We start from the raw sequence: 19,732 nt of genomic DNA, 5'->3' as shown, positions 1-19,732 counted from the left end.
TGCGGTTAATCGGGTCTAGTCCGACCCGCAATTGCATCAGGGAGCCCTTCATATGGCCGAATTTCGCCTGCCCAAGAACAGCCGTCCGCAAAAGAGCGGAAAAGTCCACAAGGCGGAGGGCGCGGCTGCGGTCAAGAAATTCAAAGTCTATCGTTACGACCCCGACAGCGGCGAGAATCCCCGGTTCGACACGTTCGAGATCGACACCGAAAAATGCGGCCCGATGGTGCTCGACGCGCTGATCAAGATGAAGAGCGAGCAGGACAGCTCGCTGACGTTCCGCCGCTCGTGCCGCGAGGGTATTTGCGGCAGCTGTTCGATGAACATGAACGGCAAGAACGGCCTCGCCTGCACCACCGCGATCGAAGATCTGAAGGGCGACATCACGATCACCCCGCTGCCGGCGATGGACGTGATCAAGGACCTCGTACCCGATTTTACCCATTTTTATGCGCAGTACAGCTCGATCGAGCCCTGGCTGAAGACCAAGACGACGACGCCGAGCGGCAAGGAGCGGCTGCAGTCGCCCGCCGAACGCGAAAAGCTCGACGGGTTGTACGAGTGCATCCTGTGCGCCTGCTGCTCGACCAGCTGCCCCAGCTATTGGTGGAACAGCGACAAGTTCCTCGGCCCCGCAATCCTGCTGCAGGCTTATCGCTGGCTCGCCGACAGCCGCGATGAAATGACCGGCGAGCGGCTCGATGAGCTGGAAGATCCCTTCCGCCTCTATCGCTGCCACACGATCATGAACTGCGCCAATGCCTGCCCCAAGGGGCTCAACCCGGCGCGCGCCATTGCCGAAGTCAAGAAACTGGTGGCCGAGCGGCAGGTGTGAACGACGGGATCGAGGAACCGAAGCGCCGCGACCATTTCAGCGCCGAAACGCTGGAAGACGGCTGGCTCAGCTGGAACCTCAGGGATCCCAGCCGTTTCAACAGCTTCATCGAGCCACTGTCGGTACGCGCCGAGCCTGCGACCTCCGACGGCCGGCCGTGCGCGCGGGTCCGTATGCTTCCGACGCGCAAGCACAGCAATCTGGGCGACAATGTCCATGGCGCGGTGACGCTGGCGCTGGTCGACATCGCATTGTTCGCGGCATCGCATCAGTTCGGTTCGCTCAACGCCGGTCATTCGGTGACGCTTGATCTTTCGACACAATTTGTGGGGGCCGGGCGCGTCGGCGAGCCGCTCGACGCCGTGGTTGAACTGGTGCGCGAAACCGGCCGGCTGATTTTCCTGCGCGGCCTTGTCGTCCAGGGTCCGGATGACGAGCATATCGTCCTCACCTTCGCCGGAACGATTCGCAAGGCGAGCAAGGATCGCGGCTGATGTCGGTGCTTGTCGCTTATGATGCGTTGGTGGCCGGCGGCGAGCTGCGCCCCGATCCCGAACAGCGCGCCGCCGCCGAGCGGTTGAGTCGCCTGCAGGCGGAACTGGAAGCGGCACCGCCGCGCGGCAGCCTGCTGTGGCGGATCACCGGCCGCAAACCCGAAGCGCCGCGCGGCGTCTATCTGTGGGGCGCGGTCGGGCGCGGCAAGTCGATGCTGATGGACCTGTTTTACGATGCGCTGCACATCCAGCGCAAACGGCGCGTCCATTTCCACGCCTTCATGCTCGACGTTCATGCGCGCATGCGCGAGGTGCGTAAAAGCGAGAGCGGCGACCCGATCCCGTTGGTCGCCGACGCGCTGGTCGCCGATGTCCGCTGTCTCGCTTTCGACGAGATGGTGGTAAACAACAGCGCCGACGCGATGATCCTCTCGCGGCTGTTCACCGCGCTGATCGAGCGCGGGGTGACGGTGGTCGCGACGTCGAACCGGCCGCCCAAGGATCTTTATAAGGACGGGCTCAATCGTGAGCATTTCCTGCCCTTCATCGCGCTGGTCGAGCAAAAGCTCGACGTGATGGGGCTCAATGGTCCGACCGATTATCGCCGTGACCGGCTTGGCGATGGTGCGCGCTGGTTCGTGCCCGCCGACGATGCGGCGAGCGCGGCGCTCTCAGCCGCCTTCTTTCGCCTGACCGACTACCCGCCCGAGGATCGCGCGCATGTTCCGACGCTTGAGCTCGACGTCGGGGGCGGGCGCATGCTGCATGTTCCCAAGGCGCTGAAGGGCGTTGCGGTATTCTCGTTCAAGCGGCTGTGTGCCGAAGCGCGCGGCGCGTCGGATTATCTCGCGATCGCGCGCCATTTCCACACGGTGATCATCGTCGGCATCCCGAAAATGGGCCCCGACAATCGCAACGAGGCGGCGCGCTTTGTGACGCTGATCGACGCACTTTACGAATATCGGGTCAAGCTGCTGGCAAGCGCGGCGGCGATGCCCGACGCGCTGTATGTCGCGGGTGACGGAGCGTTCGAGTTCGAGCGGACCGCGAGTCGCCTCGCCGAGATGCAGTCGGACGATTATCTGGCGCTGGGGCACGGCCCCGCTGACGGGGTGCCGGTAGCCTAAGCCACCACAAGCAGGAGGCCGCTAGCGATCTTTCCCCAGCGCGATGAATGGACCGCCACGGCGATGAGATCGCGGACGTAACGCACCTCATGCGCAAGATGGCCGATCCCCTGTTCTATCGTGCGCCGCAGGGTGCGCAGCGGGCGCGGAGCGGCAGCAGCGATTCGTCGTGGCTGCGCAGGCGGAGCGGGAAGGGTGACGAAGCCGCCGCACTCGATGCGCGGATCGTCGGCGATGGCGCGGCACAATGCTTCCATCCGCCCGATGGCGAGATGGTTCGGAACCTCGCGGTCGCGGCTGAGCAGTTCGAAACTGTGACTGAAAGCCGAAAACTGGATCGCGCCGCTCGCGGCGCTGTGACTCAGCGCGTCGCGCATTTCTTCCTCCGACATCGCGCACAGCTGGGCGGGGCGAAAGCGGTCGGCGCGGTCCATTACCCCGCTGACAGGCACTTCGCATATGCCCTGATGTTGCCGCATACCAAGGTCGTCGGGATCGAGCGAGATCGCGCAGCCGTGGCCGAGATACGCGGCGTTGAAGCTGCTGTCGAAACGAAAGTCGAGGGCTGCGAGGGCGCGTAGCGTGTCGTCATTAGCGCCGAAATTGCCGGCGCGAAATGCGGTCGGTGTCGGCGCGCCGGCCCCGACCAATATGTCGCGCGCAAGCGCGAGCAGCTTCTTTTGCTTGGGCAATGGAAAATCGCCGATATTGCGCCCGGTCAGGCGGCCGGCCGGATTGAACCGCGCGAAAGCAAGCCATTCGGTGTGGATGTGTAATTGCACTTCGTGTCCGCGCGCGACGATCGGTTGAACGATCATGTCGATGACAGCCGGCCCATAGACGAGCGCCGGCATCGGATCGACGAAGAACACGCCGCTGAGCCCAAAGCGTTCGAGCATATCCATCTGGAAATGGATGCCATAGTCGCCGTCGCGGCAGCGGCCGAGAATCGAGCTTTCGAAATTGGCGCGCGCATCGGCGCCCCGTTGATACAGGCCGGCCGACAATTCCGTATCAAAGCTTATGATCGCGCGCGTCATCCTCGCTACTCTAGCCGTCCTGGGATAAGGGCGGGTTAACTTTCCGCTGTGGCGATCGGAGTTTCTTACCCTTGCCGACGCCGATCGCCGCGCCCATCTGATGGACTCGCAATTGCCACTTATTGTTATTGCGAACTATTATCAAAAAAAGGCAGTTTTCCTACCTTTTCGCTGTTGTTTCCTTAACGGAATCGGCGTAGGGGCGAGCCCATCATTGGGACCGGCAAGGGGTTTAAGCCCGTGCCCCCGTCGGTCTGTGAAGCATTGCCGGGCTTGCCAGGAAGGGAGTGCCGCGCGCTATGGGACGCAAGAAAATCGCTTTGATCGGAGCCGGGAATATCGGCGGAACGCTGGCGCTCCTTGCCGCGCAGAAGGAACTCGGCGACGTCGTCCTGTTCGACGTGGTCGAAGGCGTGCCGCAGGGCAAGGCGCTCGATCTGTCGCAGGTGGGTCCGGTTCAGGGCTTTGACGCGAAGATCACCGGCACGAACGATTATGCCGATATTGCGGGCGCCGACGTCATCATCGTCACCGCCGGTGTCGCCCGCAAGCCGGGCATGAGCCGCGACGACCTGCTCGGCATCAACCTGAAGGTCATGAAGGCCGTCGGCGAAGGCATCAAGGCCAACGCTCCCGACGCCTTCGTCATCTGCATCACCAATCCGCTCGACGCCATGGTCTGGGCGCTGCGCGAATTCTCAGGGCTCCCGCACAACAAGGTCGTCGGCATGGCCGGTGTACTCGACTCGGCGCGCTTCAGCCACTTCATCGCCGACGAATTCGATGTGTCGGTCAAGGATGTGAACACCTTCGTCCTCGGCGGCCACGGCGACACGATGGTCCCCGTGACGCGTTATTCGACCGTCAACGGCATCCCCGTTCCCGATCTCGTCAAAATGGGCCTGTCGAGCCAGGAAAAGATCGACGCGATCGTCAAGCGCACCCGCGGCGGTGGCGGCGAAATCGTCGCGCTGCTCGGCACCGGCTCGGCTTTCTATGCCCCGGCCGCGTCGGGTATCGCGATGGCCGAAGCCTATCTGGGTGACCAGAAGCGCATCCTGCCCTGCGCCGCCTATGTCGATGGCCAGTACGGCCTCGACGGCCTGTACGTCGGCGTTCCGGTGCTGATCGGTGCCGGCGGCGTCGAAAAGGTCGTCGAGATCGAACTCGATGCCGACGACAAGGCGGGCCTGCAGGTCTCGGTCGATGCGGTCAAGGAACTGCTGGACGCTTGCAAGACGCTGGATCCCAGCCTGGCTTGATGACAGCCACCCGTCCGGCGCCATGCCGGGCGGGTTGCAATCCCGTATTAGCGTGTCAGGTTCGAGCCAAAGAGCTTTCTGACCCTCCCCAGGAGATTTGAATATGTCCATCCTGATCGACAAGAATACCAAGGTCATCACGCAGGGGATGACCGGCGCGACCGGCACCTTCCACACCGAACAGGCGCTGGCCTATGGCACGCAGATGGTCGGCGGCGTGACGCCGGGCAAGGGCGGCACGACCCACATCGGCCTGCCGAACTTCAACACCGTTGCCGAAGCCCGTGCCGTGACCGGCGCAACCGCAAGCTGCATTTACGTGCCGCCGCCGTTCGCCGCCGATTCGATCCTCGAGGCGATCGATGCCGAGATGGAACTGATCGTGTGCATCACCGAAGGCATTCCGGTGCTCGACATGGTCAAGGTGAAGCGCGCGCTGTCGGGTTCGAAGTCGCGCCTGATCGGCCCGAACTGCCCCGGCGTTCTGACCCCCGGCGAATGCAAGATCGGCATCATGCCCGGCAGCATCTTCTCGAAGGGCAGCGTCGGCGTCGTGTCGCGTTCGGGTACGCTGACCTATGAAGCGGTGTTCCAGACGACGAACGTCGGCCTCGGCCAGACGACCGCAGTCGGCATCGGCGGCGACCCTGTCAACGGCACCAACTTCATCGATGTGCTCGAGCTCTTCCTCGCTGATGAAGCGACCAAGTCGATCATCATGATCGGCGAAATCGGCGGCGACGCAGAAGAGCAGGCCGCCCAGTTCCTGATCGACGAAGCCAAGCGCGGCCGCAAAAAGCCGATGGCCGGCTTCATCGCGGGCCGCACCGCGCCTCCGGGACGCCGCATGGGCCATGCCGGTGCGATCGTATCGGGCGGCAAGGGCGACGCCGAAAGCAAGATCGCCGCGATGGAAGCCGCAGGCATCAAGGTGTCGGCGAGCCCGTCGGAACTCGGCTCGACCCTCGCCGAAGTGCTGAAGGAACGCGTCTGAGCGATTGCCCGCCGGCAACGCGTTTTGCCGGCGGGCGTTCCTTTCCCGATCATCCTCCCCGGAAGCCATTTCTCTTGAGAGAATGGAAGAGACAATGAACCTCGAACGACAAAGCTTTGACATCGACGAACCGCAGGCTGGCCCCAGCTGGGCGCCGAAAAACTGGCCGCAGATCGACAATGACGATCTGACCGCCGCGCTCGATCCGCAGCAGATGCAGGTCGCAGTAAAGGCCGCCGCTGCGAAGGCGGGCGCGCCGCTGTCGAACGCCGAAGTCGAACGCGCCGCGGACGATTCGATCCGTGCGATGATGCTGATCCGCACCTATCGGGTGCGTGGTCATCTGGCCGCGAATCTCGACCCGCTCGGGCTCAACCAGCGCGAACTGCCCGCAGACCTGACGCCGGAATATCACGGCTTCGTCGGCGCCGATCAGGATCGGCCCGTCTATATCGGCGGCACGCTTGGTCTGGAAAAGGCGACCATTCGCGAAATCGTTGCGATCCTGCGCGCCAATTATTGCGGCAATGTCGGCCTTGAATATATGCATATCGCAGACCTGAAGGAGCGCCAGTTCCTTCAGGAGCGGATGGAAGGCGCCGACAAGATCATCGAATTTTCGGTCGAGGGCAAACGCGCCATCCTGAACAAGGTGATCGAGGCCGAGGAGTGGGAAAAATTCCTCGCCCGCAAATATGTCGGGACCAAGCGTTTCGGTCTCGACGGCGGCGAATCGATGATCCCGGCGATGGAAGCCATCATCAAATATGGCGGCCAGTACGGGGTCAAGGAAATCGTCTATGGCATGGCGCACCGCGGGCGCCTCAACATGCTCGCGAACGTCATGGCAAAGCCGTACAAGGTGATCTTCCACGAATTTGCCGGCGGTTCGGCGAACCCCGACGATGTCGGCGGGTCGGGCGACGTCAAATATCACCTCGGCACCTCGACCGACCGTGAATTCGGCGGCGCATCGGTGCATATGTCGCTGGTCCCCAACCCGTCGCACCTTGAAGCGGCCGATCCGGTCGTGCTCGGCAAGGTGCGCGCGCAGCAGGTCGTGCGCGACGATCTGACCAAGCACGAGCAGGTGCTACCCGTGCTGATCCACGGCGACGCGGCGTTCGCGGGGCAGGGCATCGTCTGGGAATGCCTCGGCTTCTCGGGCATCCGCGGCTATAATACCGGCGGCTGCATCCATTTCATCGTCAACAACCAGATCGGCTTTACGACCAGCCCGCAATTCGCGCGCTCGTCGCCCTATCCGTCGGACGTCGCAAAGGGCGTGATGGCGCCGATCCTGCACGTCAATGGCGACGATCCCGAAGCGGTAACCTTCGCCTGCAAGCTCGCGATCGACTTCCGCCAGCAGTTCAAGCGCGACGTGGTGATCGACATGTGGTGCTATCGCCGCTTTGGCCACAATGAGGGTGACGAGCCTTCGTTCACCCAGCCGTTGATGTACGGTGTCATTCGCCAGCATCCGCCGGTGTCGCAGCTGTGCGCCACGAAGCTTGAGGCGGAAGGCGTGATCGATGCCGGTTGGGCCGATGCCCACCGCGCCGAGTTCGTCGCACAGCTCGAAGGCGATTTTGAAGCAGCGAAAAGCTATAAGCCGAACAAGGCCGACTGGTTTGCGGGCCGCTGGTCGGGGCTTCACGCCCCCGCGGACCCTGAGAATTCGCGCCGCAATATCTCGACCGGGGTATCGGACAAATTGTTCGACGCGATCGGTCGCACGCTGACGACGATCCCGGATGACGTCGAGGTTCACAAGACGCTGCGCCGCGTGATCGACGCGCGCGGTGCGATGTTCGCCGACAAGAGCGACGGCGAAGTCTTCGACTGGGCGACCGCCGAAAGCCTCGCCTTCGGGACGTTGCTGAGCGAAGGCTATCAGGTTCGCCTGTCGGGTCAGGATTCGGGACGCGGCACGTTCAGCCAGCGTCACGCCGTCTGGGTCGACCAGAAGACCGAAGCCAAATATGTGCCGCTGACCACCGTGCCGCACGGCCGGTTCGAGGTGCTCGACAGCCCGCTCTCCGAATATGGCGTGCTTGGTTTCGAATATGGCTATGCCATGGCCGATCCGAAGTCGCTGGTCCTCTGGGAAGCGCAGTTCGGCGATTTCGCCAACGGCGCGCAGATCATGATCGACCAGTTCATCGCATCGGGCGAAGCCAAATGGCTGCGCGCCAACGGGCTCGTGATGCTGTTGCCGCACGGTTATGAAGGCCAGGGCCCCGAACATAGCTCGGCGCGTCTCGAACGCTTCCTGCAGCTCTGCGCGGGCGACAATATCCAGGTGTGTAATATTTCGACCCCGTCGAACTATTTCCACGTCCTGCGCCGCCAGATGCTGCGGTCGTTCCGCAAGCCGCTGATCATCATGACGCCCAAGTCGCTGCTTCGCCACAAGCTGGCGGTGTCGCAGCGCTCGGACTTCATCGGCGATGCGCATTTCCGCCGCATCATGTCGGATCGCACTCCGCCGGCCGATGGCGACATCAAGCGCGTCGTCCTCTGCTCGGGCAAGGTCGGCTATGATCTGATGGAAGCACGCGATGCGGCTGAACTGACCGATACGACGGTGATCCGCATCGAGCAGATCTATCCCTTCCCGGGTGATCCGCTTGCCGTGCGCCTCAAGCGCATGCCGAAGCTGGAGGAAGTCGTCTGGGCGCAGGAAGAGCCGCGCAACAACGGCAGCTGGTTCTTCGTCAACGAGCTGATCGAGGAGGCGCTGACCAACGCCGGCAAGACGGGCATGCGTCCGCGCTATGCCGGTCGCGCGGCGGCGGCCTCGCCCGCCACCGGGTTGATGAGCCGGCACCAGACCGAACAGTCGGCGCTGGTCGCCGACGCGCTGGGTCTGAATGTCCGCGCTGAAATCCGCCGGGCAAAGAGCAAGTAGGATTGTGTACACCGATGGTTCCCGCGCAGGCGGGGGGCCATCACCCAGGGTCAGATGATGGACCCCCGCCTTCGCGGGGGAACAACGAAGAGAAGAAACTATGAGCACCGAAGTCAAAGTCCCTACGCTGGGCGAAAGCGTGACCGAAGCGACGATCGGCGAATGGTTGAAGCAGCCGGGCGATGCTGTTGCCGTCGATGAACCGATTGCCAGCCTCGAAACCGACAAGGTCGCGGTCGAGGTTCCTTCCCCGGTTGCGGGCGTGATGGGCCAGCAGGTCGTGGCCGTCGGCGATACCGTCAATGTCGGCGCGGTGATCGCGGTGATCGAGGCTGGCGCCGGCAAGGCAGCGGCCCCCGCCGCAAAGGCCGAAGCTGCGGCTGCCGCTCCCGCCGCAACGGCCGAAGAAAATGGCGATGGCGTCACGACGCTCTCTCCCGCCGTGCGCCGTCTGGTGCTCGAGCATGGCGTCGACCCGACGAAGATCAAGGGCAGCGGCAAGGACGGCCGCCTGACCAAGGAAGATGTGCTCGCCGCCGCGAGTGCCGCGCCCGATGCCGCTGCACCGGCTTCTGCGCCCGCCACTGCTGCCGCTCCGGTTGCCGCTGGTGCTCCGGGCCGCCGCGAAGAGCGCGTCAAGATGACGCGCATGCGCCAGACGATCGCCAAGCGGCTGAAGTCGGCGCAGGACACTGCGGCGATGCTCACCACCTTCAACGACGTCGACATGTCGGCGGTGATGGCGACGCGCGACAAATATCGCGAAAGCTTCGAGAAGAAGCACGGTGTGCGCCTCGGCTTCATGAGCTTCTTCACCAAGGCGGTCGCGCTCGCCGCGCATGACATCCCGGCAGTGAACGCGCGGATCGACGGCGACGAAATCGTCTATCACGATTATCTGGACGTGTCGGTGGCGGTCAGCGCACCCAATGGTCTGGTCGTGCCCGTCGTGCGCAACGCCGACAGCATGAGCTTCGCCGATATCGAAAAGGCGATCGCCGACCTTGGCAAGCGCGCCAAGGAAGGCACGCTGACCATGGACGACATGACCGGCGGCACCTTCACTATCTCGAACGGCGGCGTGTTCGGCGGCCTGATGTCGACCCCGATCATCAACCCGCCCCAGTCGGCGGTGCTCGGCCTCCACCGCATCGAGGATCGTCCCGTCGTCCGGAACGGCGAAATCGTGATCCGTCCGATGATGTACATCGCGATGAGCTATGATCACCGCCTGATCGACGGCCGCGAGGCGGTGACCTTCCTCAAGACCATCAAGGAAGCGATCGAGGATCCGACGCGTCTGCTGATCGACCTCTAAGAAATTCTCCCCGTCCCCCGAGGGGTAAAGGAACGACAAATGGCTGAATACGACTACGACGTCCTTGTCATCGGTGCAGGCCCCGGCGGCTATGTCGCGGCGATCCGCGCGGCGCAGCTGGGCCTCAAGACCGCGTGCGCCGAAGGGCGCGAGACGCTGGGCGGCACTTGCCTCAACGTCGGCTGCATCCCGTCGAAGGCGCTGCTGCACGCATCGGAGTTTTACGAAGCCGCCGCCGGCGGTGCGATGGCGGCGATGGGCATCAAGGTGAAGCCCGAACTCGACCTGCCTACCATGCAGGGCCAGCGCAAGGATGCGGTCCAGGGCCTGACCGGCGGGATCGAGTTCCTGTTCAAGAAGAACAAGATCGACTGGCTGAAGGGCTATGCGCAGTTCACGTCGGCTGACACGGTCGAGGTCGCTGGCAAGGCCGTGCGCGCGAAGAATATCATCATCGCGACCGGATCGTCGGTGACTCCGCTTCCCGGCGTCGAGGTCGACAATGACAAGCAGATTATCGTCGATTCGACCGGCGCGCTCGAACTCGCCAAGGTTCCGGGGCATATGGTCGTCATCGGCGGCGGCGTGATCGGGCTCGAACTTGGCAGCGTATGGCGCCGTCTCGGCGCCAAGGTCACTTGCGTCGAATATCTCGACCAGATCCTGCCCGGCATGGACGGCGATGTTCGTAAGGAAGCGAACAAGATTTTCAAGAAACAGGGCGTCGAATTCAAGCTGAAGACCAAGGTCACGGCGGCCGAGGTCAAGGGCAAGAAGGCCGTACTGACGCTCGAACCCGCAGCCGGCGGCACCGCCGAAACGCTGGAGGCCGATGTCGTGCTGGTGTCGATCGGGCGCCGTCCGAACACCGACGGTCTTGGTCTCGACAAGGCAGGGCTTGCGGTCAATGCGCGCGGCCAGATCGAAACCGACCATGATTTTCGCACCAAGATTCCCGGAATCTGGGCGATCGGCGACGTCGTTCCCGGCCCGATGCTCGCGCACAAGGCCGAGGATGAAGGCATCGCCTGCGCCGAGAATATCGCGGGTCAGACCGGCATCGTGAACCACGATGTCATCCCGTCGGTCGTCTATACCATGCCCGAAATCGCGGGTGTCGGCCTGACCGAAGAGCAGGCGAAAGAACGCGGCGAGATCAAGGTCGGCAAATTCCCGATGATGGCGAACAGCCGCGCGAAGACCAATCACGAGCCCGACGGCTTTGTGAAGGTCATCGCCGACGCCAAGACCGACCGCGTGCTGGGTGTGTGGTGCATCGCCAGCGTCGCGGGCACGATGATCGCGCAGGCCGCACAGGCGATGGAATTTGGCGCGACGTCGGAAGACATCGCCTACACCTGCCACGCGCATCCTACGCACAGCGAAGCGATCAAGGAAGCGGCGATGGCGGTGACGGGCAAGCCGATTCACATCTGACGAAAAATACGGGGGAAAAAATATGGCGACGAAGCACTGGCTCTTGGCGGCGGCTTCGTTCGCCACATTTTTTTCGGCAGGGGCGGCGCAGGCCGCCCCAGACCTGTCGGCGGCGAATGCCCGGCTGACCGCGCTGCTCGACAAAAATTACCCGGCGCTCGATGCGCTCTACAAGGATCTGCATCAGAACCCCGAGCTGGGGATGCAAGAGGTCCGCACCGCGGGCATATTGGCGCAGCATCTGCGCAAGGCGGGCTTCACCGTGACCGAAAAGGTCGGCGGGACCGGCGTCGTCGGCGTGATGAAAAATGGCGAGGGGCCGACGGTCCTCGTGCGCGCCGACATGGACGCGCTGCCGATGGAGGAAAAGACCGGGCTTCCCTGGGCCAGCAAGGCGCGCGCCACCTATGAGGGCAAGGACGTGCCCACAATGCATGCGTGCGGGCACGACACCCATGTCGCCTATCTGGTCGGCGTCGCGCAGGCGCTGTCGGCGATGCGCGACAGCTGGTCGGGGACGATCGTGCTGATCGGCCAGCCCGCCGAAGAAACATTGCAGGGCGCGCGCGCGATGCTGGCCGATGGCTTGCTGACCCGCTTTCCGCGTCCCGATTTCGGCTTTGCCGCGCATGTGTCCAACTTGCCGTCGGGGCAGGTGGCCATCAAGGCGGGGCCGTCGTCGGCGGCGTCCGACAGCTATTCGATCGTCTTCCATGGTCGCGGCGGGCACGGCTCGATGCCGTCGGCGACGATCGATCCGATCCCTATCGCGGCGCGCTTCGTCACCGACGTCCAGACGGTGATCAGCCGCGAAAAGGAAGCGGGGACCTTTGGCGTGCTGACGATCGGTGCGATCCATGCCGGCAGCGCGCCGAACATCATCCCCGACAGTGCCGAGGTGAAAGTCAATCTGCGCTCGCACGCCCCCGAGGTGCGCGAGTTGCTGAAGACCGGCACCGCGCGTTCGGCCAAGGCGGCGGCGCTCATGGGCAATGCGCCCGAACCGACGATCACCTATCTCACCGGAACCGGCGCCCTGTTCAACGACGAGTCGATGGCGGCCGCCGGGGCTGCAGCATTGAAGCCGGTCTTTGGCGACAATCTGGTCTTTACCCCCGCCAGCGTGGCGCCGATGTCGGGCAGCGAGGATTTCTCCGAATTCGTCGAAGCGGGTGTTCCCTCGATCTTCTTCGGCATCGGTGGCTATGATCCGGCATTGCTTGCCGAACTGAAGGCGAAGGGGCAGCCCGCACCGACCAATCATTCTCCGTTCTTTGCGCCGCAGGCTGAGCCGGCGATCCGCAACGCGGTGACGGCGATCACCCTGTCGATCATCGGCGGCGTGCGTCCCGCCGCGAAATAGCCGCAGACGATGCCCGACATCGACAATGCGCTGTTGATCCGCCTGCTCGACCTGGCGGGGATCAGCGTGTTCGCGCTGTCGGGCGCATTGATGGCGGTGCGGCTCAGGCAGACGCTGGTGACGGCTGCCTTTTTTGCGCTGGTGACCGGGGTCGGCGGCGGCAGCGTGCGCGATCTGTTGATCGGGGCCCCGGTCTTCTGGGTACAGGATGGCGCGATCGCCGCGGCGTGCCTTGCGATCGCGCTGATCGTCTGGTTGACCCCCGAACGCTGGTGGCAGGGGCAGTTGCTCGAATGGGCCGATGCGGTCGGGCTCGCGGCTTATGCCGTGTTCGGCACCGCCAAGGCGTTGGCCTGGGGCGTTCCGCCCGCGCCGGCGCTTCTGATGGGGGTGATCACCGGCTGCGTCGGCGGCACGATCCGCGACATTCTTGCGGGCGTCCCTTCGATCATCGTCCGACCCGAAATCTATGTCACCGCCGCCGCGCTCGCGTCGGCGCTGTTCCTGCTGCTGCTCTGGATCGGGGTTGGCACGGCCGTTGCGGCGGTTGTCGGGGCCACCGCCGGCTTCCTTCTGCGCGGCGCGGCGATCCGATGGTCGCTGGCGCTGCCATCCTATCGCGACACCAAAAGCGGATAGGCTTGATTGCTTGACGTCGGCGTCCGCCGGGGCATGATGCAGCGATTCCGGCAAAGGATTTCCGCAGCATGATCACGAAGCAAGCGACCATCAACGGCATCGACATCACTTTCGAGGACAAGGGGCCGCGCGATGCGCCGGCGATCTTGCTGGTGATGGGGCTGGGCGGACAATTGACGCTGTGGCCCGACGAGTTCGTCGATGCGCTGAACGAGCGCGGCTTTCGCACCATTCGCTACGACAATCGCGATGTAGGCCTGTCGACGCGCTTCGACGCGGCGGGGGTACCGAATATCAAATGGATGGTGGTGAAATCGCTACTCGGCCTGCCGGTGCGGTCCGCTTATACGCTCGCCGACATGGCCGCCGATGGCATGGCACTGCTCGACCATCTTGGGGTCGAGCGCGCGCATATTGTCGGCGTGTCGATGGGCGGGATGATTTCGCAGCATATCGCGGCGCGCTATCCCGAACGGGTGCTGTCGCTGACCTCGGTCATGTCGACCACTGGCAATCGGCGCCTGCCGCGCTCCGACAAGGAGGCGATGCGGGTGCTGACCAGCCGGCCTATGAGCGGGGCGCCGGAGGATATGATCGCTTTTTCGGTTCGCGCCGCGCGGGTGATCGGCAGCCCCGCCTATCCCGCCGACGAGGACCGGCTGCAGCGCCGCGTGCGCGCCGATTTCGAACGCGGCTGGTATCCGCAAGGCGTTGCGCGGCAGATGGCGGCGATCGTCGCCGACGGCGACCGGCGTGCGATGCTGAAGGGCATCAGGGCGCCGACGCTCGTAATCCACGGCGAGGATGATCCGCTGGTGCCGCTTGCTGGCGGGCGTGATACCGCCGACAACATCTCGGGCGCGCGGCTGATGACGATCCCGGGCATGGGCCACGATCTGCCGCTGGCGCTGGTCGAGACGATGGCCGATGCGATCGCCGGACATGCGAAAGACGTCGCCGTCCCGGCATAGTCTCTCCCCGTCTCTCCCTTCCCGCAAGCGGGAGTGGGCTTAGCGCAGCAACAGCGCGAGCGCCCCGAAGAAGCCTTTCGCCTCGGCCGCTCCCGGTCGCGGCACGGCGGGCAGATAGGCACGGCAGTCGAGGCATGCCGCCTGCACCGACCCCGCCTGGGTCAGCAGCGTCAGATCCTGCGCGAGCCGCCGTTCGGCGAGTTGGCGGTTCATCGCCGCGATCCCGAACCAGCCGCGCGGTGCCGCCGCCGTCTCTTGCTCGGCGCCCGTCAGCGTGGCGAGCAATTTGGAAAACTCGCTCGGCTCATCCTCGAAATATTTGGCGTGGAAGTCACCCTCGATCTTCGCGCGCTTCGCGGCATCTGCCATCGCCTCGGGCAGGCCGCCGAACTGGTCGACCAGCCCGATCTGGCGCGCAGTGCCCCCGGCCCAGACGCGTCCTTCGGCGATTTGCTCAATCTTCTCGAGCGGCTGTTTGCGGCTCTTGGCAACCAGCCCTGTGAAACGGCCGTAGATGTCCTCGACGCTGGCCTGCGCCAGTTCGTTGAATTCGGCGTTCACGCCGCCCAGAATGTCGGGCTGACCCGACAATGGCGTGGTGCTGATCCCGTCGGCGGTGACGCCGACCTTGGCAAGCGCCTGGTCGAAGCTGGGCAAGATACCGAATACGCCTATCGACCCCGTGATCGTCTCGGGCTCGGCAAAGATGCGGTCGGCAGGCGTCGATACCCAATAACCACCCGATGCCGCGACATTGGCCATCGAAACGACGATCGGCAGCTTTTTCGCCTTGGCGGCGAGCAGGGCCTGGCGGATCTGTTCGGACGCGAGCACCGATCCACCCGGCGAGTCGACGCGCAGCACGATCGCCTTGACGCTGCTGTCGGTGGTGGCATCAAGAATATGCTGTGCGATGGTCTCGCCGCCCGCGGTCCCGGTCGACGCTTCGCCGTCAACGATTTCGCCCACCACAGGGACGACCGCAATCGTGCTGCCATTTGTGTGCGGCGGGTTGGCTGCAACCCAGTTTTCGAGCGGGATCGCGTTGAAATTCCACGGCTGGCTATCATCCAGCGCACCGCTGATCTCGGTCACCCGGCTGTTGAACGCCATGCGGCCGCCCAGCTTGTCGACCAGTCCGGCGTCGAGCGATGCCTTCGACAGGTCGTTGCCCGCCGCGCGCACCGCGCCCGCAGTATCGGCGATAAAGCTGTCGATTTTGGCTTGCGGGCGCGCTTTTTTGACGTCGGTCAGCCAATTGTCCCACAGAACTCCGGCATAGGCGAGATTGGCTTCTTTCGCCTCGGGCGACTGGTCGCTGCGCAGGAAAGGTTCGACCGCACTTTTGAAGGTGCCGACGCGATAGATGTTTGCGGTGACGCCCAGACGGTCGATCAGCCCCTTGTAATAGAGCCGCGATCCGCCGGGACCGGCAATGGCGACCCCGCCGATGCTGTCGGCCCAGACTTCGCTCGCATGTGCGGCAATCTGATAGCTGTCGGTGGTGTAAGCGGTGGCAAAGGCGAGCACAGGCTTCTTCTTTGCGCGTACCTTGTCCATCGCGGTGCCGATTTCAGCGAGCGAGACCTGTCCGCCGCCGAGGAAGCGATCGACGTCGACGACGACCGACGTAACCCGGTCATCCTCCGCCGCGGTCTCCAGCGCATGGACGACGTCGCGGACACGGATTTCCTTGAGCTGGTTGCCGCCTGACAGCGCCGAAACCGTATCGACTTCGGCCGGCTGTTCGGTCAGCACGCCGTTGAGGTCGATCACCAGCGCGCCCTTGCTGACCGGAAGGCCCGCATTGGGGCGGCCCGAAAGCAGCGCGAACAGCGCGACGAAGAAGAGCAGCAGGAAGATCAGCGCCAGCCCGTCCTTGATTGCGACGAGCAGGTTCCACACCTTGCGGGGAAAGCTCGTGCTGTTTTTCGGCTGGTCGTCGCCGGGCAGCGCGCGGCGTACAGGGATCGCCCAGGGGCCGGCGGGATTGTTCGGGGTGTCGGCGGTGGTTTCGGTCATGGTGGCAAACCTAGGGATGCGCCCCGCCGTTGGCAATGCAGGCTTCGACGGGCGGGCGGTTGCGCTCTATCGGCAACGTCAGAGCCAGTTTTCACGGCGATACCAGCGGACGGTTTCCGCCAGTGCGTCGACGGTGTCTATTTCGGGGTGCCAGAGGCCGGGGGGCGGGCAGGCCCCTTTGGTGGCCACCCAGTCGGGATGCGCGATATAGCGCGCGCGGTCGGGGGTCAGCTTCGCACGGTTGCGGCGCACCAGCTTGTCGAGTTGTCCGGTCGCTTTGAGTATCGTCGCCGGAATGCGCAGCGCCGAGACTCTGTTGCGGCCGACCGCCCGGCCGACCGCGCGGGCGAAGCTGCGATGCGACCAGCCGGTCTCGCGGCCATCGTCGGGTTCGTAGATCGCGCCGATGCTGAGCTCGCGATCGGCGGCAAGCGCCACGAGCAGGCGTGCGAGTTCGTCGACATAGATCGCCGACAAACGCCCCGACGGCACCAGCGCGATGCCGCGCTGCGCCATGCGGAACAGGTCGAGCATCTCGGTATCGCCGGGGCCGAACACCGCGGGGGGGCGCACGATCGTCCAGTCGAGCCCGCTGGCCTGGACGATGGCCTCGGCACGGGCTTTCGACCAGCCATAGTTGGAAACCTGGGGCTCGCGCGCGGTGAGCGACGAGACATGGATGAAGCGGCCGACGCCTGCGCCCCGCGCGGCGTCGACGACATGGCTGGTCGCGGTGGCGTTTCCTGCCTCGAATGCGGCGCGGGTGGGGACGTTGACCACCCCCGCGATATGCATGACGGCGTGGCTGCCCGCGACCATCTTGGCAAGGCTGTCGGGCTTGTCGAGCGCGCCCGCGATCCACGTCACGCCCTCGCGCTCAGGCTGGGGGCGGCGGGTGAGGGCGCGGACGTGCCAGCCCGCCGCGATCGCGTCGCGCATCGTCGCGCCGCCGACGAATCCGGTCGCGCCGGTCATCGCGAGGACGGGGGTGGTTATAGCAGCACCATATGGTCGCGGTGGACCATCGCGGCGCGCGGGGCATAGCCGAGCGTCGCTTCCTGCGCATCGCGGCCGAGGCCGAGGATTGCATGGGCGTCAGGGGCGGGATATTCGGCCAGCCCACGCGCGACGACGCGCCCGTCGGGTCCTGCAATGTCGAGAATGTCGCCGCGTGCGAAGTCGCCGGTTGCGGCGGTGACACCGGCCGCGAGCAGGCTTGCGCCGCCTTGCAGCGCCTTGGCCGCGCCCGCGTCGATGCTCAGCCGTCCTTTGGCGGTGAGCCCGCCCGCGAGCCACGCCTTGCGCGCGCTCGCGCCCTTTTCGGCGGCAAACAAGGTGTGCCGCGCTGCGGTCGACAGCGGATGCGCGATGTGGCCCGACGCGATCGCTAGATGCGCTCCCGCGGCGTTGGCGATGCGCGCGGCGGCGATTTTCGACACCATGCCGCCCGATCCCATGCCCGACGCCGATCCGGTGTCGGCCATCGCCTCGATCGCGGCATCGATCCGCTCGACCCGCGCGATATGCACTGCACCCGGCTGCGCGGGATTGCGGTCGTACAGCCCGTCGATGTCGCTCAGCAGAATGACGCCGCCCGCGCCCGCCGCCTGCGCGACACGCGCGGCGAGCCGGTCATTGTCGCCGAAGCGGATTTCCTCTGTCGCGACGCTGTCATTCTCGTTGATTACCGGCACGACGCCCAGCGACAACAGCCGGTCGAGCGTCGCCGCAGCGTTGAGGTAACGGCGACGGTGCTCGAGATCATCCAATGTGACGAGCATCTGTGCGGCCGTCAGTCCTTCGGCGCCCAGCACCTCGGCCCAGACCTGACTCAGCGCGATCTGACCGGTTGCAGCGGCCGCCTGCGCGTCCTCAAGGCTTCCGCGCCCGCCCTTGGCGAGCCCCAGCCGCCGCGCGCCGAGTGCGATCGCGCCCGAAGAAACGACGGCGACCTGCTGGCCCGCGCGTGTGCGCGCCGCAATGTCGGCGGCGATACCCTTAAGCCAGTCGCGTCGCACCGCGCCGTCGGGATCGACGAGCAACGCCGATCCGATCTTGACGATCAGGCGCGAGCAGGCGGAGGGCGCGAACAATGTCATGGCGTTGCCGATAGCGCGTGCAGGCGGGGGTGCCAATCCGAATGTCGGGCCTGCCGTTCGTGCGGATGGGCGCCGAATATGCTATGATTATCCCACATCGAGCCTTCTGGAGAGTCGCGACCACATCACCTTGTTTCAGGGAGAAAAATGATGGCGTCCGTAATCGATGAAGCAAAGTTGCATGCGTTCGTAGGAAAGATGCTGGGCGATCTGGGCGGCGCGATGAGCGTTCCGACCGTGCGTCTGGGGTTTCGGCTGGGGCTGTTCGACGCGCTGGCCGAAGCGCCCGCAACCGCCACGGAACTCGCCGCAAGGGCAGGCCATTTGCATGAGCGCTATGTCCGTGAATGGGCGCTGGCCCAGACTGCGGGGGGATATGTCGACTATGATCCGGCCACCGACCGGTTCAGCCTGTCGCCCGAACAGGCGATGGTTTTCGTAAACCCCGACAGCCCCGTCTATCTCGCCGGTGCATTTGAGCTGGTCGCCGCGATGATCGAGGCGGAGCCCAAGGTCGAGGAATGTTTTCGCCGCGGCACCGGGGTGCGCTGGGGCGATCATGCCGGCTGCCTGTTTTGCGCGACGGGGGCGTTTTTCCGTCCCGGCTATGTCAACAACATCGTGCAAACTTGGATTCCGGCGCTGGGCGGCGTGGAGGAGAGGTTGCGCAGCGGGGCGAAAGTCGCCGACGTCGGTTGCGGGCTCGGCTTTTCAACCTTGCTGATGGCCGACGCCTATCCCGAAAGCCTGTTCGTGGGCTTTGACTTTCACGCGCCGTCGATCGAGGAGGCGCGGCGCCATGCGGCGGATCATGGCTATGGTGACCGCGTCCGCTTCGAGGTCGCGGCGGCCAAGGATATTGGCGAAGATGAATTCAACCTCATCACCATGTATGACTGCCTGCACGACATGGGCGACCCGCGCGGCTGTGCGGCGCATATGCGGCGGATATTGGCAGAGGACGGCGTCTGGATGATCGTCGAGCCGATCGCGGGCGATGAACCCGCCGACAATATGAACCCGGTCGGCCGGCTCTATTATAACGCGTCGACGATGATCTGCGTCCCGACCTCGCTCGATCAGGAGGTTGGCGAAGCCTTGGGCGCGCAGGCGGGTGAGGACCGGTTGGCGCAGATCGTTCGTGAGGGCGGTTTCGGAACCGTGCGGCGGGCAGCCGAAGGGCCGTTCAACATGGTGCTTGAAGCGCGCGGATAGGC

General features: G+C 64.7%; 16 protein-coding genes. 12 read left to right on the top strand and 4 right to left on the bottom strand.

Annotated features, from left to right (window positions below):
* Positions 1 to 52 precede the first annotated feature (52 nt).
* Genes ACSYDV_RS20225 through zapE form a run of 3 tightly spaced genes read left to right on the top strand, consistent with a single transcriptional unit; the run spans position 53 to position 2,456 of the window.
* Complete coding sequence (locus tag ACSYDV_RS20225) at positions 53 to 835, top strand: succinate dehydrogenase iron-sulfur subunit (RefSeq protein ID WP_438325795.1); 783 nt, start codon at positions 53 to 55, stop codon at positions 833 to 835.
* Positions 832 to 1,329 carry a PaaI family thioesterase gene (locus ACSYDV_RS20220; RefSeq protein WP_438325793.1) on the top strand — a complete coding sequence of 166 codons (498 nt, stop codon included), beginning with the start codon at positions 832 to 834 and terminating at the stop codon, positions 1,327 to 1,329. The genes ACSYDV_RS20225 and ACSYDV_RS20220 overlap by 4 nt, the downstream gene beginning before the upstream one ends.
* Positions 1,329 to 2,456 (top strand): cell division protein ZapE, encoded by a 1,128-nt coding sequence (zapE, locus tag ACSYDV_RS20215; RefSeq protein WP_438325792.1) that lies wholly within the window; start codon positions 1,329 to 1,331, stop codon positions 2,454 to 2,456. Before ACSYDV_RS20220 ends, zapE begins: the two co-directional genes overlap by 1 nt.
* On the opposite strand, the gene ACSYDV_RS20210 is transcribed toward zapE, so the two are convergent.
* Positions 2,453 to 3,496 (bottom strand): polysaccharide deacetylase family protein, encoded by a 1,044-nt coding sequence (locus ACSYDV_RS20210; protein ID WP_438325791.1) that lies wholly within the window; start codon positions 3,494 to 3,496, stop codon positions 2,453 to 2,455. The two genes, zapE and ACSYDV_RS20210, sit on opposite strands and share 4 nt — an antisense overlap.
* Positions 3,497 to 3,795: 299 nt before the next feature.
* Here ACSYDV_RS20210 and mdh point away from each other — a divergent pair, with 299 nt between their 5' ends.
* The 8 genes from mdh (at position 3,796) to ACSYDV_RS20170 (ending at position 14,394) form a co-directional block, all read left to right on the top strand.
* Complete coding sequence (mdh, locus tag ACSYDV_RS20205) at positions 3,796 to 4,758, top strand: malate dehydrogenase (protein ID WP_438325789.1); 963 nt, start codon at positions 3,796 to 3,798, stop codon at positions 4,756 to 4,758.
* 103 nt (positions 4,759 to 4,861) lie between these two features.
* Positions 4,862 to 5,752 (top strand): succinate--CoA ligase subunit alpha, encoded by an 891-nt coding sequence (gene sucD / locus ACSYDV_RS20200; RefSeq protein ID WP_438325787.1) that lies wholly within the window; start codon positions 4,862 to 4,864, stop codon positions 5,750 to 5,752.
* A gap of 94 nt (positions 5,753 to 5,846) precedes the next feature.
* A complete protein-coding gene (locus tag ACSYDV_RS20195; protein ID WP_438325786.1) occupies positions 5,847 to 8,666 on the top strand; it encodes a 2-oxoglutarate dehydrogenase E1 component in 2,820 nt (939 codons plus the stop codon).
* Positions 8,667 to 8,766: 100 nt separating this feature from the next.
* Complete coding sequence (odhB, locus tag ACSYDV_RS20190; protein ID WP_438325785.1) at positions 8,767 to 9,984, top strand: 2-oxoglutarate dehydrogenase complex dihydrolipoyllysine-residue succinyltransferase; 1,218 nt, start codon at positions 8,767 to 8,769, stop codon at positions 9,982 to 9,984.
* A gap of 39 nt (positions 9,985 to 10,023) precedes the next feature.
* Positions 10,024 to 11,421, top strand: a complete 1,398-nt coding sequence (gene lpdA, locus ACSYDV_RS20185) for a dihydrolipoyl dehydrogenase (protein ID WP_438325784.1) — start codon at positions 10,024 to 10,026, stop codon at positions 11,419 to 11,421.
* Positions 11,422 to 11,443: 22 nt separating this feature from the next.
* Positions 11,444 to 12,784 carry an amidohydrolase gene (locus ACSYDV_RS20180; protein ID WP_438325782.1) on the top strand — a complete coding sequence of 447 codons (1,341 nt, stop codon included), beginning with the start codon at positions 11,444 to 11,446 and terminating at the stop codon, positions 12,782 to 12,784.
* A 9-nt stretch (positions 12,785 to 12,793) separates the two neighbouring features.
* A complete protein-coding gene (locus ACSYDV_RS20175; protein ID WP_438325781.1) occupies positions 12,794 to 13,423 on the top strand; it encodes a trimeric intracellular cation channel family protein in 630 nt (209 codons plus the stop codon).
* Between the two features lie 68 nt (positions 13,424 to 13,491).
* Entirely contained in the window at positions 13,492 to 14,394 is a 903-nt protein-coding gene (locus ACSYDV_RS20170; RefSeq protein WP_438325779.1) for an alpha/beta fold hydrolase, read from the top strand.
* Positions 14,395 to 14,433: 39 nt separating this feature from the next.
* On the opposite strand, the gene sppA is transcribed toward ACSYDV_RS20170, so the two are convergent.
* From sppA to proB, 3 genes are all read right to left on the bottom strand, one after another.
* Positions 14,434 to 16,416 (bottom strand): signal peptide peptidase SppA, encoded by a 1,983-nt coding sequence (gene sppA / locus ACSYDV_RS20165; RefSeq protein ID WP_438325777.1) that lies wholly within the window; start codon positions 16,414 to 16,416, stop codon positions 14,434 to 14,436.
* A gap of 78 nt (positions 16,417 to 16,494) precedes the next feature.
* The gene (locus ACSYDV_RS20160) at positions 16,495 to 17,391 is read right to left on the bottom strand and encodes an NAD-dependent epimerase/dehydratase family protein (protein WP_438325775.1); all 897 of its coding nucleotides are present in this window, start codon (positions 17,389 to 17,391) and stop codon (positions 16,495 to 16,497) included.
* Between the two features lie 17 nt (positions 17,392 to 17,408).
* A complete protein-coding gene (gene proB / locus ACSYDV_RS20155) occupies positions 17,409 to 18,515 on the bottom strand; it encodes a glutamate 5-kinase (RefSeq protein WP_438325774.1) in 1,107 nt (368 codons plus the stop codon).
* A 150-nt stretch (positions 18,516 to 18,665) separates the two neighbouring features.
* Here proB and ACSYDV_RS20150 point away from each other — a divergent pair, with 150 nt between their 5' ends.
* Positions 18,666 to 19,730, top strand: coding sequence for a class I SAM-dependent methyltransferase (locus ACSYDV_RS20150; RefSeq protein WP_438325773.1), 1,065 nt, complete (start codon positions 18,666 to 18,668; stop codon positions 19,728 to 19,730).
* Positions 19,731 to 19,732 lie beyond the last annotated feature (2 nt).

The sequence above is a fragment of the Sphingopyxis selenitireducens genome, from assembly GCF_051550705.1.
Taxonomy (GTDB): domain Bacteria; phylum Pseudomonadota; class Alphaproteobacteria; order Sphingomonadales; family Sphingomonadaceae; genus Sphingopyxis.
Note: the sequence above shows the minus strand (reverse complement) of the source record. Positions and strands in the feature narration are given on the sequence as shown.